General features: G+C 63.8%; 20 protein-coding genes, 1 tRNA gene and 2 pseudogenes. 8 read left to right on the forward strand and 15 right to left on the reverse strand.

Annotation, left to right across the window (positions count from 1 at the left end; all coding sequences use genetic code 11):
* Nucleotides 1-7: 7 nt before the first annotated feature.
* The 6 genes from GGD62_RS26230 to mobB all read right to left on the reverse strand — a co-directional run bounded on the left by GGD62_RS26230 (nt 8) and on the right by mobB (nt 7,666).
* The gene (locus tag GGD62_RS26230; protein ID WP_183710978.1) at nt 8-1,660 is read right to left on the reverse strand and encodes an OFA family MFS transporter; all 1,653 of its coding nucleotides are present in this window, start codon (nt 1,658-1,660) and stop codon (nt 8-10) included.
* 343 nt (nt 1,661-2,003) lie between these two features.
* Nucleotides 2,004-4,028 carry a cache domain-containing protein gene (locus GGD62_RS26235; RefSeq protein ID WP_183710980.1) on the reverse strand — a complete coding sequence of 675 codons (2,025 nt, stop codon included), beginning with the start codon at nt 4,026-4,028 and terminating at the stop codon, nt 2,004-2,006.
* A complete protein-coding gene (locus GGD62_RS26240; RefSeq protein ID WP_183710982.1) occupies nt 4,021-5,454 on the reverse strand; it encodes a sigma-54 dependent transcriptional regulator in 1,434 nt (477 codons plus the stop codon). Before GGD62_RS26240 ends, GGD62_RS26235 begins: the two co-directional genes overlap by 8 nt.
* Nucleotides 5,455-5,593: 139 nt before the next feature.
* Entirely contained in the window at nt 5,594-5,827 is a 234-nt protein-coding gene (locus GGD62_RS26245; RefSeq protein WP_183710984.1) for a sulfurtransferase TusA family protein, read from the reverse strand.
* Nucleotides 5,828-5,872: 45 nt separating this feature from the next.
* Nucleotides 5,873-7,129, reverse strand: a complete 1,257-nt coding sequence (glp, locus tag GGD62_RS26250) for a gephyrin-like molybdotransferase Glp (protein WP_183710986.1) — start codon at nt 7,127-7,129, stop codon at nt 5,873-5,875.
* A 9-nt stretch (nt 7,130-7,138) separates the two neighbouring features.
* Nucleotides 7,139-7,666: a molybdopterin-guanine dinucleotide biosynthesis protein B gene (mobB, locus tag GGD62_RS26255; RefSeq protein ID WP_183710988.1), complete on the reverse strand. Its 528-nt coding sequence runs from the start codon at nt 7,664-7,666 to the stop codon at nt 7,139-7,141.
* Between the two features lie 208 nt (nt 7,667-7,874).
* On the opposite strand from mobB, the gene fdhD reads away from it, so the two are divergent.
* On the forward strand, nt 7,875-8,765 hold the full coding sequence (gene fdhD / locus GGD62_RS26260; RefSeq protein WP_183710990.1) for a formate dehydrogenase accessory sulfurtransferase FdhD: 891 nt from the start codon (nt 7,875-7,877) through the stop codon (nt 8,763-8,765).
* Nucleotides 8,746-9,387, forward strand: a complete 642-nt coding sequence (gene mobA / locus GGD62_RS26265; RefSeq protein ID WP_183710992.1) for a molybdenum cofactor guanylyltransferase MobA — start codon at nt 8,746-8,748, stop codon at nt 9,385-9,387. Before fdhD ends, mobA begins: the two co-directional genes overlap by 20 nt.
* A gap of 26 nt (nt 9,388-9,413) precedes the next feature.
* Here mobA and GGD62_RS26270 read toward each other — a convergent pair whose 3' ends face one another.
* The 3 genes from GGD62_RS26270 to GGD62_RS26280 are packed head-to-tail and all read right to left on the reverse strand — an operon-like array spanning nt 9,414 to nt 13,365.
* Nucleotides 9,414-11,375: a molybdopterin biosynthesis protein gene (locus GGD62_RS26270; RefSeq protein WP_183710994.1), complete on the reverse strand. Its 1,962-nt coding sequence runs from the start codon at nt 11,373-11,375 to the stop codon at nt 9,414-9,416.
* 1 nt (nt 11,376) lies between these two features.
* Nucleotides 11,377-12,483: a molybdopterin-binding protein gene (locus GGD62_RS26275; RefSeq protein ID WP_183710996.1), complete on the reverse strand. Its 1,107-nt coding sequence runs from the start codon at nt 12,481-12,483 to the stop codon at nt 11,377-11,379.
* 54 nt (nt 12,484-12,537) lie between these two features.
* Nucleotides 12,538-13,365 carry a substrate-binding domain-containing protein gene (locus tag GGD62_RS26280; protein ID WP_026201771.1) on the reverse strand — a complete coding sequence of 276 codons (828 nt, stop codon included), beginning with the start codon at nt 13,363-13,365 and terminating at the stop codon, nt 12,538-12,540.
* 45 nt (nt 13,366-13,410) lie between these two features.
* On the opposite strand from GGD62_RS26280, the gene GGD62_RS26285 reads away from it, so the two are divergent.
* The 3 genes from GGD62_RS26285 (at nt 13,411) to GGD62_RS26295 (ending at nt 15,842) form a co-directional block, all read left to right on the forward strand.
* Complete coding sequence (locus GGD62_RS26285) at nt 13,411-13,626, forward strand: hypothetical protein (protein ID WP_157644218.1); 216 nt, start codon at nt 13,411-13,413, stop codon at nt 13,624-13,626.
* A 9-nt stretch (nt 13,627-13,635) separates the two neighbouring features.
* Nucleotides 13,636-14,529 carry a helix-turn-helix transcriptional regulator gene (locus GGD62_RS26290; protein WP_183710998.1) on the forward strand — a complete coding sequence of 298 codons (894 nt, stop codon included), beginning with the start codon at nt 13,636-13,638 and terminating at the stop codon, nt 14,527-14,529.
* A gap of 98 nt (nt 14,530-14,627) precedes the next feature.
* Nucleotides 14,628-15,842: an ABC transporter substrate-binding protein gene (locus GGD62_RS26295; protein ID WP_183711000.1), complete on the forward strand. Its 1,215-nt coding sequence runs from the start codon at nt 14,628-14,630 to the stop codon at nt 15,840-15,842.
* Between the two features lie 70 nt (nt 15,843-15,912).
* On the opposite strand, the gene GGD62_RS26300 is transcribed toward GGD62_RS26295, so the two are convergent.
* Complete coding sequence (locus GGD62_RS26300) at nt 15,913-16,878, reverse strand: TAXI family TRAP transporter solute-binding subunit (RefSeq protein ID WP_183711003.1); 966 nt, start codon at nt 16,876-16,878, stop codon at nt 15,913-15,915.
* 106 nt (nt 16,879-16,984) lie between these two features.
* On the opposite strand from GGD62_RS26300, the gene GGD62_RS26305 reads away from it, so the two are divergent.
* Entirely contained in the window at nt 16,985-17,959 is a 975-nt protein-coding gene (locus GGD62_RS26305; protein ID WP_183711005.1) for a tripartite tricarboxylate transporter substrate binding protein, read from the forward strand.
* 360 nt (nt 17,960-18,319) lie between these two features.
* Nucleotides 18,320-18,395: transfer RNA gene (locus GGD62_RS26310), tRNA-Ile, on the forward strand.
* A gap of 538 nt (nt 18,396-18,933) precedes the next feature.
* On the opposite strand, the gene GGD62_RS26315 is transcribed toward GGD62_RS26310, so the two are convergent.
* The 3 genes from GGD62_RS26315 to GGD62_RS26325 form a co-directional block, all read right to left on the reverse strand.
* Nucleotides 18,934-19,977, reverse strand: a complete 1,044-nt coding sequence (locus GGD62_RS26315) for a nucleotidyltransferase domain-containing protein (protein WP_183711007.1) — start codon at nt 19,975-19,977, stop codon at nt 18,934-18,936.
* Nucleotides 19,978-20,401: 424 nt separating this feature from the next.
* Nucleotides 20,402-21,640 carry a site-specific integrase gene (locus GGD62_RS26320; protein WP_183711009.1) on the reverse strand — a complete coding sequence of 413 codons (1,239 nt, stop codon included), beginning with the start codon at nt 21,638-21,640 and terminating at the stop codon, nt 20,402-20,404.
* 642 nt (nt 21,641-22,282) lie between these two features.
* Nucleotides 22,283-22,585: a hypothetical protein gene (locus GGD62_RS26325; RefSeq protein ID WP_246800295.1), complete on the reverse strand. Its 303-nt coding sequence runs from the start codon at nt 22,583-22,585 to the stop codon at nt 22,283-22,285.
* A gap of 109 nt (nt 22,586-22,694) precedes the next feature.
* On the opposite strand from GGD62_RS26325, the gene GGD62_RS26330 reads away from it, so the two are divergent.
* On the forward strand, nt 22,695-23,039 hold the full coding sequence (locus GGD62_RS26330) for a DUF2235 domain-containing protein (protein WP_312014297.1): 345 nt from the start codon (nt 22,695-22,697) through the stop codon (nt 23,037-23,039).
* Between the two features lie 8 nt (nt 23,040-23,047).
* On the opposite strand, the pseudogene GGD62_RS26335 reads toward GGD62_RS26330, so the two are convergent.
* Together GGD62_RS26335 and acs are read right to left on the reverse strand one after the other, a co-directional pair.
* Nucleotides 23,048-23,336: pseudogene (locus GGD62_RS26335) on the reverse strand (adenylate kinase family protein); the annotation flags it as partial.
* Nucleotides 23,337-23,423: 87 nt separating this feature from the next.
* A pseudogene (gene acs, locus GGD62_RS26340) lies at nt 23,424-25,344 on the reverse strand (acetate--CoA ligase).
* Nucleotides 25,345-25,426: the final 82 nt, after the last annotated feature.

A 25,426-nucleotide genomic window follows, 5' to 3' on the forward strand; every position in this document is an offset into this window, starting at 1 on the left:
CGTGCGATCAGAAGATCTTGACCGCGCTCTCCAGCGTCTTCCAGACACCCCAAGCCAGCGGCACGCCGACAAAGGCCCAGAACAGCGCCGCATTGGCATCCAGACCGCCCTTGCCGATGCCGAACGAGCCGTGCTGGACCGACGCTTCGCTCTTCGCACTGGCCGCCTGCAGGCGGGCCACCTCCTCGTGGCTCATGTTCCACTTCGGATCGACCGGCTTGATCAGGTAGTTGCAGATCAAACCGGCGATCAGCATGGCACACAGGATGTACATCGTCGTGTTGTAGAGCTGATCACGCGGCACGCCGGCCGCGAGCTGGAACTCGCGGATGTAGTTGACCACGACCGGACCGATGATGCCGGCAGTCGACCATGCCGTCAGCAACCGGCCGTGGATGGCGCCGACGAACTGGGTGCCGAACATGTCGGCAAGATAGGCCGGCACCGTCGCGAAGCCGCCGCCATACATCGACAGGATGATGCCGAATCCGAGCACGAACAGCAGTTTCGAGCCCATCGCCGCGAAGGTGGGCGCCAGCGCGTAGAGCACGATGCCGAGGATGAAGAACGTGTAGTAGGTGTTCTTGCGCCCCATGAGGTCCGACATCGACGCCCAGAAGAACCGGCCGCCGATATTGAACAGCGACAGCAGGCCGGCGAAGCCGGCGGCGATCGCCGCGATCGATGCCTTCTGTTCGACCGAAAGCTGGCTGAACGTCAGCTCCGGATGCCCGATCAACTTGCCGGCGAAGATTTCCTGGAGCATGGGCGAGGCCATGCCGATCACACCGATACCCGCCGAGACGTTCAAGCAGAGCACCCACCAGATCAGCCAGAATTGCGGCGTCTTGTGCGCGTTGTTGAGGTGCACATGGTGCTCGGTGATCATCGACTTCTTCTCGCTTGGCGGCGTCCAGCCATCAGGCTGCCAGCCGGGCGGCGTCACCCGATACGAAAAGGCACCGATCGTCATGAAGATGAAATAGATCACGCCCATCACGACGAAGGTCTGCCAGACGCCGACATCCGTTGCGGTCTTGAAGTAGTTGATCAGCAGATTGGCGAGCGGCGCACCGATCATCGCACCACCGCCAAAACCCATGATGGCCATGCCCGTCGCCATGCCGCGACGATCGGGGAACCATTTGATCAGCGTCGACACCGGCGAGATATAGCCGAGGCCGAGCCCGACGCCGCCGATGACGCCGGCCCCGAGCCACATGATCCAGAGTTGATGGACGTAGACGCCGAAGGCGCCGATCAACAGGCCGCCACCCCAGCAAAGCGCGGCAACGAAACCTGCCTTGCGGGGGCCGGCACGCTCGAGCCAACCGCCCCAAATCGCGGCAGAGACGCCGAGCAGGACGAAGAACAGCGTGTACATCCAGCCGAGGCTTGCGACCTTCCAATCGCAGGTCGTGGTGAACAGCTCCTGCCACAGCGAGATGTCCGGGCAAGCCTTGCTCTGCGTGATGCCGATCGCGCGCGACAGCGGCAGCCAGAACACCGAGAAGCCGTAGGCCATGCCGATGCAGAGATGGATGCACAGCGCGGCCGGCGGCACCAGCCAGCGATTGAACCCGGCCTTCGCGATCGTGCGTTCACGATCGAGGAAGCCGGAAGCACCAACCGGTGCAAGAACGGTATCGGCAGTTGTCATAAGCATTCCCTCCCAAGCGCGGCCTTGCCGGCACATCGGTTTGAGACCGGTCGTGTGCGTGCTTTCAGCCGCGCATGACAGGTCGGACTTCATTCATGCCGAGTGGAATCGTCTGGTGCGCATCCGTCTTGTGCGCCGAGCAAGCAACTGATCGCGGGCGATGTCCCTTCGCCTCGCAAGCAGCGTTGCCTTGACGGCTATCGCGCCCTCATCCCCCTCAACACCCTGTCTTGAGAAGAGCAACGCGCGTGCCAGAAGTCGCATCGTGACGATTCAACGACTTCCCGCAGCGCAGCGCGCCGCTTCGGACAGAATGTCCTGACTCCAAGGACAAAATGTCCAATCAGGTCGCTTCGGGCAGCCACATCGTGAAGGTGCTGCCGGAACCGAGGTGGCTTTCCGCCGTGATCTGTCCGCCCTGGCGCTTGATCAGCGTCTGGCTGATGGAGAGGCCCAGTCCGGTGCCTTGCCGCCGTTTGGTGGTGTAGAAGGGGTCGAATATCTTTTCGATCACGTCTGCGCTCATGCCGATTCCGGTATCAGTGACCTCGATGGCAACGCCTTGATGGCCGTCGCGCTCGGCATCGAAGGAGCGGAGCGTCAGGGTTCCGCCGTCCGGCATGGCGTGGATCGCGTTGACGATGAGATTGACCAGGACCTGCTGCAGCTCGTTCCGGTTCATCAGCACGAGCCGGCTGGCGCGGTCGTCCCTGACCACGGCGATCTCGGTCTTGTTCAGAAGATGCTGCACCAGCGGCAGACAGTCGGAGATGACGCTCGTCGGCGCATGGCGCTCGAGATAGCCGGCATATTCCTCCGGCCTTGCAAACTGCAACAGCTTGGTCACGATCTGGCTGATGCGGTGAATCTGCTCGTCGAGCAGGCGAAACTCGACCTTCGCCTTGTCGGCATCGGCCCCGAACACGCTGCGGATGACGTCGAGATTGCCCTGCATCACCGCGATCGGATTGTTGATCTCGTGCGCAACGCCGGCGGTGATCTCGCCGATCGCAGCCAGCTTCTCGGACATGATGAGCTGCTTGGTGGTTGCCTCGAGCTTGAGATTGGCGTGCTCGAGGTCCCGGGTGCGCTCCAGCACGCGGACGTTCAGTTCCTCATTCCATTCCCGGAGCTGCCGGTCGCGTTCCTGGATCTGGTCGAGCAGGCTGTCGAGATGAACCGCGACGCGGCCGATCTCGTCACCCAGCACCGGCATCTTGGTGCGGGCGGAGAGGTTCCCGCGCTCCACCTCGCCGATCGTCGCCGTGACGCGCTCCAGCGGCATGAAGATGGAGGTCGCCCAGCGCAGGAAGATCGGTACGGTCGCGACGGTGATCGCGATAAACGCTGCGATGATGATCACCAATGTCTGGTATTTGGCTTCGCTGAACGGCTTCTCCAGAAAGCCGACATAGAGCATGCCGACCCGCTTGCCGTAACTGTCGACCAGCGGCTCGTAAGCGGAGATGTACCAGTCATTGACCACGAAAGCGCTGTCGAGCCAGGTGTGCCCCTCGCCCAGCACGGCCGAGCGCACCGCCGCCGACACGCGCGTGCCGAGCGCACGCCGTCCCTCGAACAGACGCACGTTGGTCGATATCCGCACGTCGTCCAGGAACAGCGTCGCGGTGCCCTGGCTGCCCTCCGGCAGGCTCGCCGCGCGGTAGACGAGATCGTTGATCGTGTCGATGAATTCGAGGTTCTGGTTGAGCAGCGTGCCGCCGACCAGCGCAGCGGCACCCCCGTCGGGCAGCATCGCCCGACTCGCCGCGTGCACGACCATGCCGCGCGTCTCCGTGCTGCGGTCGGTCGGCACCGCGTTCGGGGTCGGCACGAGGTCCAATCGCGCGCGCTCGGCCAGGGCCGGCGAAATTGCGGCGAGCTCGTCATTGCCGAAGATGTCGACGCCGGTCGCGGGGACCCGGCCCGACAGCGCCGACACGATGATCGGCCAGTCACTTCTCGGTTGATGCTGCAGCGGCGGCGATGAGGCCAGGACGTCGCCGCGATCGTTGGTCAGGTACAGGAAATCGAGACCGATCTCCTTGCGGGTCTCGTCGAGCAGATCCCGGAGCGAGCCGCGCGCATCCGGCGCCAGCACCTCCTGGAAGCGGGCCGACAGGCCGAGCGCCCGGATCTGGACGCCGGTCTTTTCCAGGATGCGGGCGAGATATTGGTGGGCGATGGTGAGATCGCCGTTCACCTTGGAGATCAGGGCCGCGTCGAATTTCGCGTTCCAGCGATAGATTGCAACGCCGAGCAGGAGCGGCAGGATGACCAGCATCGGCAGCAGAGCGATCGCGAGCAACCGGAAGCGGACGGAGCGTCCCCGCACGAGTTCACCGCTGCGGCGGACACCATCAGACATCCCATAACGCGCATTTGCGGTCGATGGTCTTGCGCGAGATACCGAGACGCCGAGACGCCTCCTCGCGATTGCCATTGACCTCCTTCAGCACGCCGAGAATGTGACGTCGCTCGAGTTCGGCGAGACTGTCGGCAGGCGCCGACTGACCGTCGTTGCGGGAGCCTGCGAAATCGTCGGGGAAGGCGCCGAGGATCAGCGTGCGCTCGATCAAATTGCGCAGCTCGCGCACATTGCCCGGCCAGTCATAGCTTGCGAGCGCCGCCCGCACCGAGGCGTCGATCGACACCGGCGGCATGCCGAGCTGGGTCGACAGCTTGCTCATGAAGATGGCGGCAAGCTCCTGCACGTCATCGCCGCGATCCTTCAGGAGCGGCAGGTGGATCTGCATCACGTTGAGCCGGTAGAACAGATCGGCTCGGAAACGGCCCTTTTCGACCTCTTTCTGAAGCTCGGCATTGGTTGCGAAGATGAAACGCAGGTCGACCGGAACTTCACGCTCGGAGCCGACCGGACGGACGCGGCGGTCTTCGAGCACGCGAAGCAGCTTGCTCTGCATCGGCAGCGGCAGCTCCCCGATCTCGTCGAGGAACAGCGTGCCGCCATGCGCATACAGGAACAGGCCCTCACGCCCCGAATCGGCGCCGGTGAAGGCGCCCTTGATGTGCCCGAACAGCTCGGCCTCGATCATCTCGGGCGGGATCGCCGCGCAATTCACGGGCACGAAGGGCTTGTCGGCGCGATCGGACAGCGAGTGGATCGAGCGCGCCGCCACTTCCTTGCCGGTGCCGGACGCGCCGGTGAGGAGAACCGAGGTCGGCAGGCGCGCGACGCGCGCGATGGTCTCACGCACGCGCAGCGTCGCTGCCGACTGTCCGATCAGATTGTCGCGCAGAAAGGTGCGGTCGGACGAGGCGCGCAGGGCGTAGCGCAGGACATAGTTCTCGCGCTGGAGGCGGACACGGTCGAGGCATCGTGCCACCGCGTTGAGGATCTGGTTGGAGCGGAACGGCTTGAGCACGAAATCGGCCGCGCCGGCGCGCAAGGCCTGGATCGCGGTGTCGAGGTCGGCATAGGCGGTGATCAGGATGGCGTCGGCGAAAAAGCCGACGGCGCGCTGCTCGGCGAGCCAATCGACGCCGTTCTTGCCGGGCATGATGTTGTCGAGAATGACGACGTCATAGCGATTGGAATCGAGCTTGCGCGAAGCCTGGTCGGTATCGGCGGCCTCGTCCACCAGCTTGCAGCGCGGTCCAAGCGTGCGCACCAGGAAATTGCGCATGCCCGGCTCGTCGTCGACGATCAGGATGGAGGCCTGTGCCAACGCCCCGAACTCCGGCCCTGCAACCGTCTTGCCGGGCTTGGCGGCAGGCTCGCGGCCAACCGCAGGGTTTGCGGCCGCGCTTGCCCTCGATGTTGAGAAAGTCATGCCCGAGGTCTTAGGTTTGAGAGTAGGTTTGAGATCATCCACCGCACTGATCGGCCCCTTTCGCATTGCAGCGAAGTTCCGGCCGTGTCCCGCGCAGGCGCAACATAGTCAAACGTCGCCGCCGTGAACATTCGCCTTTCTACGGGGCGTCGCTCTTTTCGACCAGGAACACGATGCGCGCCTCGTTGCGCTCGGTGATCTCGACCTTGTCGCCGGTCTCGCGGATCAAGTTCGGAATGTCAATCACCGACAAGGGGTCGGTGCAGTGGACCTCGAGCTGATCGCCCGGCCGCAATGGCTTGAGCGCCTTGCGCGTCTTCAGGGCGGGCAGCGGGCATTTCAGTCCGGTGAGATCGAGCGTCGTTCTGGTCATGGGCGCAACATGGCGGGACCGATCGATGGCGTCAACGCAAGGCCGCTAGAGCAGATCGGCGTAGGACAAAAAGCCTACGTCCTGCCCTGGCTCAACGCCCGTGATGCTCTCACCGAGTTCGACGAGGCCGTCGGTCTCGACCAGCGAAGACAACAGCCCGGCCCCTTCGCGCGGAAACTTCACCGCCTCGAGCCGGCCGTCCTGCGCCCGCCGCAAGGAGACGCGAACATATTCGCGCCGGCCCGCCTTCTTCTTGTAGGTGAAAGCCGCCCGCACCGGGATCGGCAGAAGCGGCTCCGGCAGGCCGCCGGCGAGCGCCAGCACGGTCGGCCGCACCACATGGACGAAGGTGACGAAGCTCGCGACGGGATTGCCCGGCAATCCAATCAGCGGCGTGCCGTCGATGATGCCCATCGCCACGGGACGGCCGGGCTTGATCGCCATCCGCCACAGCACCAGCGAGCCGATGCTCTCCACCGCCGCCTTAACGTGATCCTCCTCGCCCGTCGAGACGCCGCCGGTGGTGAGGAGCAGGTCATGATGACCGGCCACCTGCTTCAAGCCATTCGCGAGCGAAGCGCGCTCGTCGCGCAGAATGCCGAGATCGCTGACCTCGCAGCCGAGCCGGCGCAGCATCGCCATCAGCATGAAGCGGTTGGAATCGAACAGTTGCGAGGCCGCACGCGGCTCGCCGGGCGAGGCCAGTTCGTCGCCGGTCGAGAACACCGCGACGCGAATGCGCCTGACGACGTCGAGACTGACAAGACCGAACGCGGCGGCAAGCGCGACATGCTGCGGCCGCAAGCGCTGGCCGGCGCGCAGCGCGATGTGCCCCTTTGGAATGTCCTCGCCTGCGGGGCGGACATTGGCGCCGGGCTTCAGCCCCGGCGGCAGCACGATCTTGCCTGATACATCGATGCGGACGTCCTCCTGCATGAAGACGGTTTCGGCCTCCGGCGGCATCGGCGCGCCCGTGAAGATGCGCGCGGTGTGGCCGGGCTTTATCGGCGCCTGGGCAAGGCCGCCGGCCTGGATGCGGCCATCGAGCGGGAACGCCCGCTCCGCGCTTTCAGGGATATCGGTGTTGCGCAAAGCATAGCCGTCGACGGCCGAGTTGGTGAAGGGCGGCAGCGGCAGGGGCGCTGCGACATCGCGCGCCAGCACCCGCCCGTCCGCCTCGACCAGCGCCACGGTCTCGATATCGGCGATCGCATTGACGCGCGTCGTGATCAGGCCAACGGCCTCGTCGACCGACATCATCGGGCCGCCGAAGGCAAAGCAATCGTCCGAGAGTTGCGCCATGGTGCCTCGTCAGCGTATCGCGGCGCTTTTCGCCACCGCTTCCTCGACCGGCATCGCCGCGCGCAGCATCAATGCCGCGGCCGCTGCGATATCGTCGAGATGGACAGTCGGCAGCCCAGTGTCAACCGCGGTGTCGGTCGCGATCCCGGCAATTCCGGGATCGTCGGGAAACATCAGCGGCTTGCCATTCGCCGCGCGATGCACCTCGATCTTGCGATGCGGCTCGCGCTTGAACCCTTCGACCACGACGAGATCGACCGCGGACAGCTTGCTCAAGAGTTCCGGCAGCCGCGGCTCCGCCGCCCCGCGCAGTTCGTGCATCAGGGCCCAGCGGTTTGACGACGCCACCAGCACCTCGGCCGCGCCGGCCTCGCGATGGCGCCAGGAATCCTTGCCGGGCACGTCGACGTCGAACTGGTGATGCGCATGCTTGATGACCGAGACGCGCAGGCCTTGCGCGTTGAAATGCGGGATCAGCCGCGTCAACAGCGTGGTCTTGCCCGCACCGCTCCAGCCCGCAAGGCCGATGACTTTCATTCCAGCTCCGTCTCCGCAAGCTGCCTGGTCCTTGGTGGAACCACCGTCCCCTCCCCGTCATTGCGAGCGCAGCGAAGCAATCCAGAATCTTTCCGCGGAGGTACTCTGGATTGCTTCGCTGCGCTCGCAATGACGAACCGAGGCATTTCGTTCTCTCCACGGCATGCTTATATCGGCTTGACCCGAATGTCATGCTAACCTCGCCGCCATGATGAAGATCGACAAAGCCCCGGTGCCCCTGATCATCCCCAACCCGGACGACCCGCGCCTGACCCAGAGCGTGACCGGGACCGACCAGACCGGCGCCAAGGTCGAGATCAAGGTGCCGATGGAGCGGCCGCTGACGCTCTATTTGAATTCGCAGGAGATCGTCACCATGATGACGATCGGCGATTACCCCGAATATCTGGCGCTCGGCTATTTGCTGAACCAGAACATGCTGAAGTACAATGACGTGGTCACCGAGGTCGAATACGACGACGACCTCCAGGTGGTCGTGGTGCGCACCGACCACCACACCAATTTCGAAGCCAAGCTGAAGAAGCGCACGCAGACCTCGGGCTGCGCGCAGGGCACCGCCTTCGGCGATCTGCTGGAGGCGGTCGAGAGCGTCGCGTTACCGAAGGCCGAGCTGCGCACCTCCTGGCTCTACCAGATGACGCAGACCATCAACACCATGCCCTCGCTCTATCTGGAGGCCGGCGCGATCCACGGCTGCGTGCTGTGCAGGGAGGGCACCCCGCTCTGCTATACCGAGGACGTCGGCCGCCACAACGCCGTCGACAAGATCGCCGGCTGGATGTACCGCCACGGCGTCGACGCCTCCGACAAGATCCTCTACACCACCGGCCGCCTCACCTCGGAGATGGTGATCAAGACGGTGCGCATGGGCATTCCGATCCTGGTGTCGCGCTCCGGCTTCACCGCCTGGGGCGTCGATCTCGCAAGGCAGGTCGGGCTGACCCTGGTCGGACGCACCCGCGGCAAGCGCTTTATCGCGCTCGCGGGCGAGGAGCGCATCGTCTACGACCAGGACCTCGCTTACGTCGAAGAAGAGTCGGCGAAGCACAAGCGCAAAGGTGAAGCTGGTGACGACTGACATTCTGCCGACGCAAGGCGTGCTGCTCGCCGGCGGCCTGGCGCGGCGCATGGGCGGCGGCGACAAGCCGATGCGCACCATCGGCGGCCGCACCATTTTGGAACGCGTGATCGCGCGGTTGACGCCGCAGTGCAGCGGATTGATCCTGAATGCCAACGGCGATCCCGCACGCTTTGCCGCGTTCGGCCTGCAGGTCGTCGCCGACGACGTGCCCGGCTTTCCCGGCCCGCTCGCCGGCATCCTCGCCGCGCTCGACTGGACCGCGGCGAATCAGCCGGACACCGAGTGGGTGCTCAGCGCCGCCGGCGATTGCCCGTTCCTGCCGCGCGATCTGGTCGCGCGCCTGCATGAAGCACGTGCCCGCGAGAACGCGCAGCTCGCGGTCGCGGCATCAGGCGAGCAGTCGCATCCCGTGATCGGCCTGTGGCGCGTGACCTTGCGCGACGAGCTCCGGCACGCGCTGGTCGTCGAGGACCTCCGCAAGATCGACCGCTGGACCGCACGCTATCCGCTCGCGACGGTGACGTGGCCGACCGAGCCGCTCGATCCGTTCTTCAACGCCAACACGGTCGAGGACATCGCCGAAGCGGAGCGGCTGGCGGCACTGGATGACGCGTCCTAGCGAAAGCCCGTTTTGGCCGGATTCGTCTACGCGGGCCGAAAGCCAGCCCGCTCCAGCGCGGCGCGGGTCTCATGCGAGCCGAGCGCGTCGAGAAACGCCTGCACGGCCGGTCGTTGCTTGCGCACCGTGACCAGCGCGAAATCATAATGCTCTTCCGCCAGCGGGATGAAGCCGAGGCCGGCCGCGTGAGCGACCGGCGCGATGGTCATGCCCCAGTCGGCACGGTGCTGCGCAACAGCTGCCGCGACTGCATTGTGCGAGCGCGGCTGGTTCCAGTAGCCTTCCGGCCGCGCACCGGCGAGCAGCCGGTCGATCAGGATGCGCGTGCCCGCGCCCTGGTTGCGGTTGACCATGATGCAAGCGGGATCGGCGAGAGCAGCAGCGACGGCCTCCTTCGCACCAATACCCTCGAAACGCCTGTCGCCCTTGCGGAACACGATGCCCTGCATCCGTCGCCAGCCCGGCACGAGCTCGAGCCCGTCGACGAGATAAGCCGTGTTGTAGGTCTCGCTTTTTTCGTCGAACAGGTGGATCGGCGCGAGATCGCATTCGCCGCGCTTTGTCGCCGCTAGTCCACCGAGGCTGCCGACCGCGATCGAGCGCACGGTCAGGCCAGCATGCGCGAGTTGCGCCGTGACAAGATCGAGGCCGGTGCAGTGGCTGCCAACGATGACGAGATCGGGCACGCGCACATGCGGCGTGAACAGCGTCACCTCGGCTTCGGTCCCGGCCGGCATCTGGTCGGCGAGCGCGTCGATGCGCAGAAAGCCGTCGGCCTGTGCGAACGACGTGATCGCGCCGGATCCCTTGCCGGAGGGATAGGCGATCAGGCCGTCCCTGCCCTCGACCAGCGACACCATGACGAACTCAGTGCGACCGAGCTCGGACGCAATGCGCACAGGCACGGTCGCGCTCACCTTGGCATCCGAGCGCGGCGGCAGCCCGGCCATCCTGCGCAGCACCGGCACGATCATGTCGTGGAAGGTGAACATCGCCGAGGTCGGAAAGCCCGGCAGGATCACCACCGGCTTGCCGTCGCACACCGCAAGGCACAGCGGCTTGCCGGGCTTGAGCGCAACGCCGTGTGCGATGATGCCTGGTACGCCGAGCCGGCCGATGATGCGATGGGACAGGTCGCCCGCGCCTTTCGAGGTACCGCCTGACAGCACCAGCATGTCGGCGTCCGCAAGCGCGCGGCGCATGGCGGATTCGAGTTTCGCCTCATCGTCTGGAATGGCGCCGAGGAAGACCGCCTCGCCACCGTTCTCGTCGATCGCAGCGGCGACGATCGCTCCGTTGGTATCGTAGATCGCGGCGGGCGGAAGAGCCCCGCCGGGCTGGACCAGTTCGTCACCGGTGGAGATCACGACCACACGCGGCTTGCGCGCGACGTTCACCTCGGCGATGCCGCACGCGGCCAGCATGCCGATCTCGCGCGAGCCGATGATGGTGCCGGCACGCAGCAGCGCCTCGCCGCGCGCGATGTCGGATCCGGCGTACGACACGAATTGCCCCGGCGAGACCGCACGGCGGACGTCGATCGCATCGGATCCAGCGGGCTGGGTGTGCTCGACCATGACGACCGCGTCGGCACCACGCGGCAACGGACCGCCGGTGGCGATCGGCGTTGCGGTTCCCGCCGCCACTTGCACCCTCGGCGCGGTGCCGCAGTGGATAGTCTCGCCGTTCAGCGTGAGGCGCCGAGGAGCGCCTTCGCCAGCCGCCGCAAGGTCGGCCGAGCGCACGGCAAAACCGTCGACATTGGAGCGATCGAACGGGGGAACGTCGATCGGCGCGGTGATGTCTTCGGCGAGCGCCACGCCGAGCGCATCGCCGAGCTTGCGCTTTTCGCTCGGAACGGCGCGCGGGAACAACGCGGCCTCGAAGCGCGCCAGGGCCTCCTCGCGCGAGAGGATCTTGAGGAACTGCTCTTGTTCGAGCGCGCTGCGGATTTGCGATTGCGGGTTCATCGACATGTCAAAACCCATATCATTCCCGCATCAGATAGGCATCGATCGGCACGCCCGCCGCAAATCCCTCGTCCCTTTCGGGAATGAGCAGCCATGCGTCCGCACCGGCAATAGCCTGGAGCGGCCATTCGCCCACGGCAAGCGGCATCCAGCCGTGCTGTTCCCGGGCCAGCAAAGCGATCTCGGCGATGCCGACGCTGGATGCGATTTTTCGCGCAAGCGGCAGGGTCACGCGCCGGCGCGGCCGGCGCGCCGATAGCCGGTCGACGAGCGGAAGCACGAGCGCGAGCCACGCCGCCAGCGCGTGATCCGGCGAGCCCGGCAAGGCGACGACGGGAACCTTTCCGATCTTCGCGGCCGCAGCAGTCCGCCCGGGCTGAAGTGCAAGACCGTGGGCGATCACCTGACCACGCTGAGCCAGCGCCGTCACGGCCGCATCGCCGCGGCCAACGCCGCTGCCGCCGACTGTGAGGATCAGATCGCAGGAGGACGTATCGAGCGCATCGGCAATCGCCACCGCATCGCGCGCGCTCGCCTCACACGTCTTCACATCCAGTCCCGCAGCGCGCGCGATCCCCGCGATCATATGCATCGTTGCCGTTGCACCCGGCACGTTGACGATGCGCAGCCGGGGCCGACGCACGCCGAGCTTGTCCAAACCGGCAATGCGTGCGAGCAGCAGATCGGCTGCGACGACCGGTTGGCCCTCGGCGCCGGCCGGCGTGCGCTCCGCGATGTCGCTGCCGCCACGCCTGACGCCCTGCCCCGGCACGCCCTCCGCCAGCACCTGCACGAGCGGCCCCGATGCATCGACCGCGTCGGCATCGAGCACACAGTCGCAGCCGGCGGGCATCGTGTCACCGGCCTCGACCCACGCGGGCGCTTGTGGCAAAGGCAGCGGCGAATAAGAGGACGCGCCGACGAGATCGTTGGCGCAAAGCGCCCAGCCATCCGCGGCGGCGATGTCGTGATGCGGATGGGCCGCAAGCAGCGGCGTGCCCGCCGCGATGCAGCCGGCCGCTTCGCTCAGCGGCAACTCCACCGGTGCAAGCGGCTCAAGCCCGCTCAGCAACGCGGCGAGCGCGGTGTCGAGCGGCGTCAGCGATGGCGGCAGGCGCTGGGTCATGCGCCATGGTGGACCATGCATCGCCCGGTTTGGCAACCACCGGCGATGCCGACGTCAACCGCCCGACCTGTCCGCATTGGGGAAGAACAGCTGCTGTCCGTCGACCTTGTAGCCTGCGATCGCCGTCTGCCCCTCCGGCGAGGTCAGCCAATCGATGAAGGTCTGCGCGAGATCCTTCTTCACGTTCGGAAACTTCTCGGGGTTCACCAGCATCACGCCATACTGATTGAGCAGCCGCCGGTCGCCTTCGACGACGATATCGAGATCGCCGCGATCCCTGAAGGCGATCCAGCTGCCGCGATCCGACAGCACATAGGCATTGGCGGCGCGCGCGGCGTCGAGAGCCGAGGCCATGCCCTGTGCCGCCTCGCGATACCAGGCGCCCTTGGCTCCGGCGATGTCGATGCCGGCGACGATCCAGAGCGCAAGCTCCGCAGCATGGGTGCCCGACCGGTCGCCGCGCGTCACGAACGGCGCACCCTTGGCCTCGATCGCCTTCAGCGCCGTCGCGATGTCCTTGCCCTTGACGCCGGCGGGATCGTTCTTCGGCCCGATCAGCACATAGTCGTTGTACATCACGTCAAAGCGCTTCACGCCAAACCCGTCCGCGACGAATTTCTCCTCCTGCGGCCGGGCATGCATCAGCACGACGTCGGCCTCGCCCCTGCGCGGCCCGTCGAGCACCTCGTCGGCGCGCCGCGCGATCACCGTCACGTCGACACCGGTCTTGTCGCGAAAGATCGGCAGCAGATAGTCGAGCAGGCCGGAATCCTGCGTCGCGGTCGTCGTGGCAAGGACGAAGCCGCGGTCCTCGGCGGATGACGCCGCAACGGCGGCGGTGAGGCCGCAGAACAGCGCGAATGCAACGGACAGGCGGCCCATGATCAGGGGTTCCTTTGGCTACGACCCGATCATGATGATGATCGATTGCGCCGCACTCGTGACGCGTTTGCCTTTTGCGCACGTCACCCGGGAAATTTCGGCAACGCGCCGAACGATTCGGGATCATTCACCAAAGCAAAAGACGCGCGCGCGGATGTGTTGCAAAGCAGCGAGATGATCGGGCATGGTTCCGGCGGACACGAATTGAAATGCAGAATTCCACCTGCGTCGAACGTCAAAAAGAAGCAAGAATTTGCATAGGAATGCAGGATGGAATTCCTGACGACCAGCGAAGCCGCCGACTATCTTCGGCTCGGCGAACGCAAGCTCTACGAACTCGTCACCACAGGCGCGATCCCCTGCACCAAGGTGACCGGGAAGTGGCTCTTCCCACGCCACGAACTCGATCTCTGGGTGCTCTCAGGCCTCGCGCGTCCGGCCGGCATGCTGATCGCGGAGCCGCCGCCGGTCGTCGGCGGCAGCCAGGACGAGCTGCTGGATTGGGCCTTGCGCGAATCCGGCTCGGGCCTGGGATCGATGAGCGAGGGTAGTGTGCGCGGGCTCGAGCGCTTGCAGCGCAACGAGGTGATGGCGGCGGCGATACATTTCCACGGCCTGGATGCTTCCGATGATCTCGCTGGGGATGCCAGTGTCGAGGCGCTGCGGGCCGCTCCGGATTTGCATGATGCGGTGCTGGTCGCGTTCGTACGCCGCGAACAGGGTCTCGTGCTGCCGCAGGGCAATCCCAAGCACCTGCACGGCCTGACCGACGTGCTCGCGCTCGGCGCCCGGATGGCGATGCGGCAACAGGGCACGGGCGCGCAGATGCTGCTCGACGTGCTCCTGAAGCGCGTGGGCGCCACGACGCGGGATTTGCGCAGGGTCGAGACGCCGGCCCTGACCGGACCGGATCTTGCGGAACTGGTCCGCGCCGGCCAGGCCGATTGCGGCATCGCGACGCGCGCCGCCGCGCGTTCGGCCGGTCTCGATTTCGTGCCGCTGGTCTGGGAGAATTTCGACCTCGCGATGCGGCAGCGCAGCTATTTCCGCCCCGCCATGCAGGCCTTGATCGGATTCCTGAACGAACGGCGGCTGCGCCAGCGCGCCGATGAGCTGACCGGCTACGATCCCTCACCCGCGGGGCGGATCCGCTTCGCAGCCTGACATTGACGCCCGCCCCAAAATAGTTGCAAAAGAAACCAATTCAGCCGGGCATACCCGGGGCAACACCGGCCAACGTGCCGGATCAGGGGAGGACAAGCGTGAATCCAATCAGATTTGGACTGCCGGTCGCGGCCGCCTTGACGGCGGCGCTGCTGTCCGGTGCGGCGTCGGCGCAGGTTTCCGACGACATCGTCAAGATCGGCGTGCTCACCGACATGAACGGCCCGGCCTCCGCGCCGACCGGCCAGGGCTCCGTGACCGCGGCGCAGATGGCGATCGACGATTTCGGCGGCACCGTGCTCGGCAAGCCGATCAGCATCGTGATCGGCGACCACCAGCTCAAGGCCGACATCGGCGGCACGATCGCGCGGCGCTGGTACGACGTCGACCAGGTCGACCTGATCGTCGACGTGCCGGTCTCCGCGGTCGGGCTCGCGGTGCAGAACGTCGCCAACGAGAAGAAGCGGCTGTTCATCACCCATTCCACCGGCACCGCGGACTTCCACGGCAAGTTCTGCTCGCCTTACGCGATCCAGTGGGTGTTCGACACCCGCGCGCTCGCGGTCGGCACCGCGGACGCCGTGGTCAAGCGCGGCGGCGACAGCTGGTTCTTCATCACCGACGATTACGCCTTCGGCCATTCGCTCGAGCGCGACGCGTCCGCGGTCGTCACCGCCAATGGCGGCAAGGTGCTGGGCTCGGTGCGGCCGCCGCTGGCAACGCCTGATCTCTCCTCCTTCGTGCTGCAGGCGCAGGCCTCCAAGGCCAAGATCATCGGCATTGCGGCAGGTCCCCCGAACAACATGAACGAGATCAAGACCGGCTCGGAGTTCGGCGTGTTCAAGGGCGGCCAGCAGATGGCGGCGCTGCTGGCGCTGATCACCGACATCCACGGCCTCGGCCTGCAGGCGGCGCAAGGCCTGCTGCTGACCACGTCGTTCTATTGGGACATGGATGACAAGACCCGCGAATGGTCGAAGCGCTATTTCGCCAAGATGAACAAGATGCCGTCGATGTGGCAGGCCGGCGTCTATTCATCCGTGATGCACTATCTCAACGCCATCAAGGAAGCCGGCACCGACGATCCGCTCAAGGTCGCCGCCAAGATGCGGGAGAAGCCGATCGAGGATTTCTTCTCCCGCAACGGCAAGCTGCGGGAGGACAATCTGATGGTCCACGACCTCTGGCTGGTGCAGGTCAAGACGCCGGAGGAGAGCAAATATCCGTGGGACTATTACAAGATCCTCACGACCATCTCAGGCGACAAGGCGTTCGGTCCGCCGGACCAGGCGTGTGCGATGGTGAAGAAGTGAGATCGGCGAGTGGCGAATAGGGAGTGGCGAATGGGGATGCTTCCATTCGCTATTCGCAACTCGCCATTCGCTACTTCACCACGCCGATTTCGCGAAAATACTTCATCACGCCGGGATGGATCAGCTCCGGCCTCGGCGCCGCTGCGACCGTGTTCGACGCCGTGGTCTCGCAGGCCTGCGCGAGCTTCTTGCAGAATTCTGCTTCGACGCCGTGCAGCGTCTTTGCCAGGCGATAGGCGACGTCATCCGGCAGGTCCTCGCGCGTGAGGACAAAACTCCAGGACCCCAGCGAGGCAATCGGCGCGTCCTGCTTCGGATAGCTATTAGCCGGCACCAGCAGCGGCTTCAGGAAGGCATGCTTGGCACGAATGCGCGTCATCTCTTCAACGCTGGGCGCGATGAAGCGCGCGCCTGACGCGCTCGATGCGACCGCGGCAAAGCCGGGCCAGCCGATGCCGGCGCCCCACAGCGCGGCGACGCGGCCATCCTCGACCATCGCGGGGCCGTCGCCGGCGCGGTCGAGATAGATGGCCTTGAAGTCCTCGTCCTGCTTCAGGCCGAGCCCATCCAGCACATAGCGCGCCAGGATCGGCAGGCCCGAGCCCTTGGCGCCGAACGCAACGGGCTGGCCGACGAGATCGCGGATCGTCTTGTAGGGACTGTCCGCGCGAACCACGAACATGCCGGGATTGGAATAGATCGCCGTGAGAATCTTCAGCCGCACCGGCGCGCGGCCGATGCCGGCGAAGGCCTCATAGGCCGGCTCGCCCGCAACCAGCGCGAGATCGAGCTCGCCTTTCTCCAGCAGCGGAATGTTCTCGTTGCTGCCCTTGGTGTTGCGGGGCGCGATGGAGATTTGCGGATCGGCTGCGTTCATCACCTCGGCAAAGGCGTTGCCATAGAGCGGAAAGCCGCCGCCGGGCGTCGCGGTGCCCAAACTGATCGTCGTGGTCGGAATGGCCGTGCCTCCGGTTAGAGCAGCAACGGGGCTTGCGAGCAGCGCCGCGCCGAGAAGGGTGAGGATCGCGAATCTCATGGGCGTCCCTGACGGACCTGCGTCAACACCGACTTGCGGCGATGTAGGCAGGGAGCGGATTTTGTGAAAGCATGTCGCCAACGACAATAGAACAATGGGAGGCGTCATGTTGCGAATTTTGCGGTGCGGTTTTTTCGGGCTAACAGTCCTTTTAGGTCTTTTCAGCGCAACGCCTCCCGCCTCCGCCGCCTATCCCGACCGCCCCGTGCACTGGCTGATTGGATTTGCCGCCGGCGGCCCGGTCGACATCGTGGCGCGGATCATGGCGCAGTGGCTGTCGGACCGTCTCGGCCAGCAATTCATCGTCGAGAACCGCACGGGGTCCGGCGGCAACATCGCTGCCGCCGCCGCGATCAACTCGCCGCCCGACGGCTACACGCTGCTGTTCGTCGCGCCCAACAACGCGATCTCGACCTCGCTGTACAAGAAGCTGCCGTTCGACTTCTTGCGCGACACCGTGCCGGTGGCGAGCATCATGCAGCTCACCAACATGCTGGTCGTCTCCAACGCGTTTCCGGCCAAGACGGTTCAGGAGTTCGTCGACTACTGCAAGGCCAATCCCGGCAAGATCTCCTTTGCCTCGTCCGGCAACGGCACCTCGGTGCACATGTCGGCCGAGCTGTTCAAGGTGCTGACCAAGTGCGACATGGTGCACGTGCCCTATCGCGGCTCCGCCATCGCCTTCCCCGACATCATCTCCAACAAGGTGCAGCTGATCTTCGACAATCTGCCTTCGGCCATGGAGCAGGTGAAAGGCGGCAATGTCCGCGCGCTGGGCGTGACCTCGCCGCAGCGCTGGCCGAGCGTGCCCGACGTACCCGCGATCGCCGAGACCGTGCCGGGCTTCGAATCGGTCGGCTTCTACGGCATCTCCGCGCCGAAGGGCACGCCGCCCGAAGTGATCGAGATCCTCAACAAGGCCGTCGGCGAAGCGCTGAAGGACCCGAAGCTGGTGGCGCGCCTCACTGAAGTCGGCGGCCTCCCCAAGCCGATGACGCCGGCCGAGTTCGGCAAGCTGGTCGCGGACGAGACGGAGAAGTGGCGCAAGGTGGTGGAGTTCGCGGGGGTGTCGGTGGACTAGCAATAAGGGACGCCGCCGGACCATCACTCGCCGGCAAGACGTTTGAGGGGGCCGGCATGCCCCCTCAACATAAGAATCGCGAAAACAACCCCATGCACAGTAGAAGAAGTCAGGAATTACAATAGGTTAGGGGAGCACAAAAAGAGCCTCTGGCCGGATCATCGCAAGACGATTTGACTCGTCGGGCAACACACCGGCAGAATGCGACTATTCCGAATTCAACGATCTTCCGACGCAAGCACTTGCCGCGTAGGCGCGCGTTCCGTCTCGATCAGGCCGGCATTGCACCCCCGTCCCCATCCCTGTAAACGAACCGCGCACCGTTGCCGGCCGCGCGTTCCCGCGAGCCGTCTCGCGGCGGGGCCTGTAGCTCAATGGTTAGAGCCGGCCGCTCATAACGGTCTGGTTGCAGGTTCGAGTCCTGCCGGGCCCACCAAAGAAATCAATGACTTATCAGGCACCAGTTCGCCGGATCGGAATCACCGCACCAGAAACCGCACCAGATACGTGCGCTTTTCGTTCACTGGCTGGGTCGCACTTGGCAATTTTGTCGACGGTATCGGACAAATAGTCGGGATTCTGATGGCTATACGTGTTGAGCGGCACCTCAAGCTACATTCCGAGATAGCCCACTGCCTGCCAAGGATCCGCGCCCTTTCTGTATAAGCCAAGTCTGCGGTGTGTCGTAGCGTGTGCGCTTCAAGCACCAGCACCGAGGATGCTCGTAACGGGACGCCGCGGCATCGCGCCCTTGTCTCGAGGAGCGCTCGTCCAATGAGAGGCCGGCAGCCGCTGGGCTGCCAGCGGCGCCGATGCTCAAGCTGCTGCTGGTCGTGCTGCTGGTGCTGCTGGGGATGATGCCGGCATCATGACCGTCGGCATGTCGATGAGCAGCAGCATGCTGATTATATCATGGTGCCGCTGATGATCGGCGGCGCCGGATATGCCTGAGCCGTTTATGCCGACCCTGCCCGCTAGGCTCGAGCAGCGCTATTTTTCTTGGCGAAAAGAGGCGCCGCGCTGTCCACCACCTCTTTCGGAAGCATCCTTAATTGCTCTGCGTCGAACGGAAGGTGAGTAAGATAGTTCGCCACCAGAGCGCCTACGGCTTCAGCCTGCGCTGCATCTCGTTGGCGTTTGAGCGCCTCTCTGTCCGCACGACGGGACAGCCATAGCTTATGGGCGGCCCAAACCCGCGGATCCGGAGCCACGATGCGTACCGGTTCGCCCTTTTCGTCGATCGCGACCGCCTCGAACGCGGGAGCATTCTGCAGCCAATCGAGTCCTTCGATTTGCACAGCGGACAAATCTTCCGGGTCCGAGCCGATCTTATCTGGACCCTTCCGCCAAGGTGGGCTCTGCATTGGCTTAATCAAATCGACGAGATAGCCGTCCCGGTTTATAGCGCGGAACGTCTGCTTGGCGCGTTCGAAGCTGGTGTCCACTCGCTTGAGTATCTTCATGAGCGATGACTCAGAGACGTGGTCGTCTGCGATGAACGTTAGTCCGCCGCGCGCATCGAACAGCAGATCGATGTCTTCCGTCGTGGCCAGGCCCGGATCGAGTCTGACGCCGGAAGAGGCCTCATAACCGTAGATCGCGTTGGTCCCGAGAATCCGGATCCCAGAACCCAAGATTCCGAATCCGTCGAGAGCGCGCATGATCCGGGCTCCAAGCAACGGTACGCGGCCCAAGCCGAGCGCACGATTGACCGCGGCTTGACGATCCATTGTATCGCGCAAGTTCTTCACCCGGTCTTCTGCAACAGCACGTTTAGCTTCGAAGTCCGCCTTCATTTTTTCAGTTTCGGGCGAACGCGAGCCGAGCGAGGTTTGCTTCCTGAGGCCGGCCTTGTCGTAGTAGCTCCGGACGAGATATTCGCGGCCTTTCGACTCCACCCAGGTCAGGGACCCCCGATGGGTATCGTAGGCCTCCTTGGCATCCCTCAGGGCCTGGAAGCGCTGTTGACTATTGACCACCTCGCGGCGTTGGTCATTGTTAAGCTCTTGAAAATCCATGGTTTCAGCAGTTTGGCTCGATTTTTAACCCAGCTGTTGAAACGCTGTTTATCATCTAAAATCAATAGTTTCAACAGTTCCACCAGAAATAGAGCCAAACTGTTGAAACCGGGAACTCGCACTTACCTCGCTACCGCCCTCATCGAATCGCCGATCAAGCGGAGGTAATCCTGTTTCCTCCTCAGCGAAGGCAACATCACGATCCAATGGCAGATCAGATCCGCCAACTCCGGGTCGCCCAAAGAGGCCCCAGATCGACTGCTTCGCTTTCGATAACGCGCAGCGGAACGCCTTCTTCGTAGTGCTTGGGAATCTCTCTCAGATGCTGCGGCAGCCACCGTCCGTAATTGGCGAGGTCGACCCGAAGATCACCGTCGTACCTTCCGCGGACGGAACGGCTCCGCACGAAATAGCGAGTAACTTATCAGGCGCCATTTCGCCTGATCGGAATCACCGCACCAGATACGTGCGCTTTTCGTTCGCCGGCTGGATCGCGCTTGGCGATTTTGTCGACGGCATCGGACAAATAGTCGGGATGGTGATGGCCGTAAGTGTTGAGCAGCACCTCAAGCGACATTCCAAGATAGCCCGCTGCCTGCCAAGGATCTGCGCCTCGCTGCATAAGCCAAGTCGCTGCGGTGTGTCGTAGGGTGTGAGGGGAGATTCCCGGACCAAGGCCTGCCAGTCTCACGGCACTCTTGAACGCCGTTTTGACCGAGGTAACGGGCCTTCCGTTGTACTCGACGAAATGCTTCGCCTCTGGATTAATCCGGTGCCAGCGCCGTAGGTGAGCAAGCAAGCGCAACGGTATCGGGACGGTCGGCTGCCGCTTGTTGGTTTGGGCACTGCCCTGTTTTAGACGGTAATAGCGGCCGCGCTCCAGGTCGACATAAGCTCGACCGATTGCAGGAATGGGAGATGCGGCTGCAATAGCGCCCGCCCGGGTTCCGCTATAGATGCCCAATAAAATAAACCGTGCAAGATGGCGCAGCGGACGCTTGCATGTCGGGACCTTCAGGTCGTCGGTCGGCCGACGCGAGCCCTTCTGCATTTCGCGATGGCGCCAGCATGTCCAAATCAGTTTCGCAGCATCGCTGCGCGTCAACCACTTGTCTCGAGGTTGGCCCTTCTCTGGCAGTGATATCTTGACGATTTCCCGATGAAATCCTTCGGCCGCATGGTGACCAATTGCTGCGCGGAGGTCCTCAAGGTCTCGGCGCGCGCCTCCCCTCCGCGCGCGCTCCCTGGCGTACGAGCGACACGCCTCCCCGTTCACCTCGCCCAGCATTTTTGCTCCCCACCAGTCGTTCAGCCGCTCGATCCGCCTTTTGAACTTGCGGATATCGGGGATGGTATCTTCGTTCTCGCTATCGACATTGAAATGGCCGCGAAGCTTGTCCAATTGCGCGTCCAGATAGATCGAAAGGACGTCGGCAACGGCGATATCGTCTATGTTACGAATTCGTCGCTTCGGAGTGTGTTTAGACGCTATGTAATCCTTCAGTTTTTCCTCTGCGGCCGCAATCTCATCTGCAGCGCAGCCTGTGCCGACGTCCCGGCCGTTGTCTCTGATGATCCAGGTTGCTTGGTGGGTGATCTTTCCGCTCTTGTTTCGGCGGGCGGCCTTAAACTGAAGTCTGGCGCCCTTGCTTCTTCGCGGCATAGCTCTCGCATCCGTTCGATATGAGCCAGCGTTGTAAATTCCTTGCCGGCAATCTTCTCAATGACCAATCGGTTACGATCGCGCTCGCGACGTAAGCCCGCGACCGTCATTCCTCCCAAAGGAAACGCGATCTTCGCGGCATCAGCAAGGCGAAGAGGAGTATCGGGTGTAATTTCAGGTTGCGCACGATTTGACATCGACGCTTGTCGGCTGTTGTGGGGGCTTACACGAGCAGTCCCACTATCATCGCAAAGGCCAATCTCTGCATAAAGGCACCACGCTCCTTAGTCGCACAATTGAGTGCGTTCTCGACCAATCGCGTAGGTTAGCGTCGCGAGCAGAATGGGCTCGAGACGTGCAGGCTCCAAGTGCTCTCCAAAATTTCTGCGACAGAGCGCGCTCAGGGCTCCACGACGGCCTGACCTAGCAGCCCGCTTAACTTAGCTCTATGAGGCGCTCCCCAGGGCGCCGGCGCCACAGCGGCCGGCAGCAACGCGAACTGGTATCGGCTGGATCCGCCGTTACCGGCCGTGTTCCACTATAGCCTCTACCCTCAAAGGCTCAGCATCAACACGCATGACTGCGGCAATCGATAAACTCAATCCGGAGCGCCGACAGCCGGGTCGTCCGCGCGAACAGACGTCAGATTGGCAAGGTCCACGCGTTTCCGATTGGCCATTGAACGAGATTCCTGGGACGGTACGACGCATCCGCCCGCCAGCGGTCGAATACCGACTTGTCAATCGTCTCGTTCACATTCACATGGGCCCCGTCATCGCGGACGTCCGGCTCCTGGTCGATCGTCCGATAGAGCGGCTTGGTGACCCTGGAGTATAGGCCGTAGGCAAACTCTTTGTAGGAATCCGCAAGCGGCGCCGACAGTCCGTCACCGTCCAGATCCACCTCGCTGCGGAATGCGAGTCCTTGCGACTGGGCCTTCTTCATGATCGAGCGCAACGGCACCTGAGGCAATAGGTCGGTCGCGTATCCACCTCCAACGTTGGCGTGCGCGCCGACGAACCAGCGTTGCTCGACGCTGGATTATGAGGTTGGCGTGAATGGCTTCCTTGGCGGCGTCTTTGGCAAAGGCCTTGATGAGAACATCCGGCTCGCGTACGAGTGGCTCGTCGAGAACTACAATGACGGAGATGAGATATTCATCTTTGGCTTTAGTCGCGGAGCTTACACCGCCCGAAGTCTGGCGGGGCTGATCGCAAAGCTCCGAGTTTTAAAGACGGGCTCGCCAATTCGCATCACTCAGTTGTATGACCGTTATAAGCGAGGGAACGAGGAGAAGATCTGGCGTCTGGCTGAGCTGGAGAGCTCCGGAAACCTTCAGAATATTACGACGGAAGAGCAGTGGTTGCTCGAGGACGTGGCTCAATTCATGGCCCTTTAGGAGATGGTCAAGGCTTCAGCTTGGGCAACCGTGCGCGGAAATCCGTCTAGGATGAAACCTCGATCCGCGTCAGGCTGTGCAATGCGCTCGGCAATCAGCCCGATCACCAGACCGTCCGGGACGAGCTCGCCGCGCTCCATGATCTCCGCGACGTGTCGTCCGATCGCGGCTCCCCCAGATACCGCTGCGCGCAGCATGTCACCCAGTCGAGAGCTGCGGGATCCCGAGCGTCTGGGATAGCCTGACCGCCTGCGTTCCCTTCCCGGCGCCAGGTGGTCCTAGGAGAACAAGCCTCATATCGTTCCTCCGTCAAAGTTGGCTTCGAATGGCTGCGCGGGTCGGTGGCGCATGCCGGATCACAATCACACCGATGTTCGTCGACGATTAAGCCGGCCCGCCCTTCCTGTTCTGGCGGTTCTTGACGAGATCATCGACCACAGCGGGATCGGCAAGCGTCGAGGGTGTCGCCGAGGCTGCCCGGTTCGTCCTCGGCGATCTTGCGCAGGATGCGGCGCATGATCTTGCCGGAACGGGTTTTCGGCAGACCGGGCGCAAACTGGATGAGGTCCGGCGAGGCGATCGGGCCGATGTCCTTGCGGACCCAGGCGACCAGTTCTTTGCGCAGCGCTTCGCTCGGCTCCTGGCCCTGCATCAAGGTGACATAGGCGTAGATGCCCTGGCCCTTGATGTCGTGGAGATAGCCGACCACCGCCGCTTCGGATACCGCCTGGTGCGCCACCAGCGAGCTCTCGACCTCGGCGGTGCCCATACGATGACCTGAGACGTTGATGACATCGTCGACGCGGCCGGTGATCCAGTAATAGCCGTCGGCGTCGCGGCGGCAGCCGTCGCCCCTGAAATACTTGCCGTTGTGGGTCGGGAAATAGGTCTGCTCGAAGCGCGCGTGGTCGCCATAGACCGTGCGCATCTGGCCTGGCCACGAACGCGTGAGACAAAGATTGCCTGACTTCCCGCCGTCCAGCACCTTGCCGTCGGCGTCGACGATTTCAGGCACCACGCCGAAGAACGGTTGCGTCGCCGAGCCCGGCTTCAGCTTGGTCGCACCCGGCAGCGGCGTGATCAAAATGCCGCCGGTCTCGGTCTGCCACCAGGTGTCGACGATCGGGCAGTGTCCCTCGCCGACGACGCGGTGATACCACTCCGAGGCCTCCGGATTGATGGGCTCGCCGACCGAGCCCAGGAGGCTTAGGCTCGCGCGTGAGGTCTTCTTCACGGGCTCGTCGCCGCCTTGCATCAGCGCACGGATTGCGGTCGGCGCGGTGTAGAAGATGTTGACCTTGTGCTTGTCGATGACGTTCCAGAAGCGCGAATTGTCCGGATAGTTCGGCACGCCCTCGAACATCAGCGTGGTCGCGCCGTTCGCCAACGGTCCGTAGAGAATGTAGCTGTGGCCAGTAACCCAGCCGACGTCGGCGGTGCACCAGTACACGAGATAGCCGCCCGTCGAATGCACGACTCCCTTTGGGGCGCCGGTCGAGCCCGACGTGTAGAGGATGAACAGCGGATCCTCCGCCTTCATCTCCGCGGGCAGACAATGTTCGGAAACCTTGGCTGTTTCCTCGTGGTACCAGACGTCGCGGCCGGCATACCAGGCGACGTTTCCGCCGGTGCGCTTGACGACGATCAGCGACTTGATTGTGTCGCCGGTCTTCCTGATCGCTTCGTCCACGTTGGACTTCAGGGCAACCTTGCGACCGCCGCGCAGTCCCTCATCTGCCGTGATGACGACCTTGGACCCGCAGCCCTCGATACGACCCGCAAGCGAATCCGGCGAGAAGCCGCCGAAGACGACGGAGTGAACAGCCCCGATCCGTGCGCAGGCCAACATCGCGTAAGCCGCCTCGGGGATCATCGGCAAATAGATGGTGACGGTATCGCCCTTCTTGACGCCGTGCGCCTTCAGCACATTTGCGAATGTGGCGACTTCCCGCGCCAACTCGCCGTAGGTGATCTTCCTGGATTCGTTGGGATCGTCGCCCTCCCAGATGATCGCGACCTGATCGGCGCGCTTCGCAAGATGACGGTCGATGCAGTTCCAGGCGACATTGGTCGTGCCGTCCTCGAACCATTTGATCGAAATGTTGCCGGGCTCGAACGAGCAGTTGCTGACCTCAGAGAAGGGCTTCATCCAGTCGATACGCTTGCCGTGCTCGGCCCAGAAGCCGTCGGAATCGGACAGCGAGCGCGCGTACATCTCGCGATATTTGGCATCGTCGATCCAGGCGCGCTTCGACCACTCGGCAGGCACGTCGTAGACAGACACCCCAGAATTGCCATCGGCCATGTTGCTCTCCTTAAAATTGTGATTTCAAGCAGACGCAACTTATCGCGCACCTGCCCTGGTTGGCTTCAAGAGCGGTTCAGGA

Source organism: Bradyrhizobium sp. ERR14 (genome assembly GCF_014198235.1).
In the GTDB taxonomy this organism is placed as follows: Bacteria; Pseudomonadota; Alphaproteobacteria; order Rhizobiales; family Xanthobacteraceae; genus Bradyrhizobium.

Excerpts from the sequence above, each read along its gene's own strand:
- GGD62_RS26275 (WP_183710996.1), bottom strand. The coding sequence starts at position 12,483 with ATGACCCAGCGCCTGCCGCCATCGCTGACGCCGCTCGACACCGCGCTC.
- GGD62_RS26300 (WP_183711003.1), bottom strand. The coding sequence starts at position 16,878 with ATGAGATTCGCGATCCTCACCCTTCTCGGCGCGGCGCTGCTCGCAAGC.
- GGD62_RS26230 (WP_183710978.1), bottom strand. The coding sequence starts at position 1,660 with ATGACAACTGCCGATACCGTTCTTGCACCGGTTGGTGCTTCCGGCTTC.
- fdhD (WP_183710990.1), top strand. The coding sequence starts at position 7,875 with ATGATGAAGATCGACAAAGCCCCGGTGCCCCTGATCATCCCCAACCCG.
- GGD62_RS26240 (WP_183710982.1), bottom strand. The coding sequence starts at position 5,454 with ATGACTTTCTCAACATCGAGGGCAAGCGCGGCCGCAAACCCTGCGGTT.
- mobB (WP_183710988.1), bottom strand. The coding sequence starts at position 7,666 with ATGAAAGTCATCGGCCTTGCGGGCTGGAGCGGTGCGGGCAAGACCACG.
- GGD62_RS26235 (WP_183710980.1), bottom strand. The coding sequence starts at position 4,028 with ATGTCTGATGGTGTCCGCCGCAGCGGTGAACTCGTGCGGGGACGCTCC.
- GGD62_RS26245 (WP_183710984.1), bottom strand. The coding sequence starts at position 5,827 with ATGACCAGAACGACGCTCGATCTCACCGGACTGAAATGCCCGCTGCCC.
- GGD62_RS26270 (WP_183710994.1), bottom strand. The coding sequence starts at position 11,375 with ATGGGTTTTGACATGTCGATGAACCCGCAATCGCAAATCCGCAGCGCG.
- GGD62_RS26320 (WP_183711009.1), bottom strand. The coding sequence starts at position 21,640 with ATGCCGCGAAGAAGCAAGGGCGCCAGACTTCAGTTTAAGGCCGCCCGC.
- GGD62_RS26315 (WP_183711007.1), bottom strand. The coding sequence starts at position 19,977 with ATGGATTTTCAAGAGCTTAACAATGACCAACGCCGCGAGGTGGTCAAT.
- GGD62_RS26305 (WP_183711005.1), top strand. The coding sequence starts at position 16,985 with ATGTTGCGAATTTTGCGGTGCGGTTTTTTCGGGCTAACAGTCCTTTTA.
- GGD62_RS26290 (WP_183710998.1), top strand. The coding sequence starts at position 13,636 with ATGGAATTCCTGACGACCAGCGAAGCCGCCGACTATCTTCGGCTCGGC.
- GGD62_RS26325 (WP_246800295.1), bottom strand. The coding sequence starts at position 22,585 with ATGAAGAAGGCCCAGTCGCAAGGACTCGCATTCCGCAGCGAGGTGGAT.
- glp (WP_183710986.1), bottom strand. The coding sequence starts at position 7,129 with ATGGCGCAACTCTCGGACGATTGCTTTGCCTTCGGCGGCCCGATGATG.
- GGD62_RS26280 (WP_026201771.1), bottom strand. The coding sequence starts at position 13,365 with ATGGGCCGCCTGTCCGTTGCATTCGCGCTGTTCTGCGGCCTCACCGCC.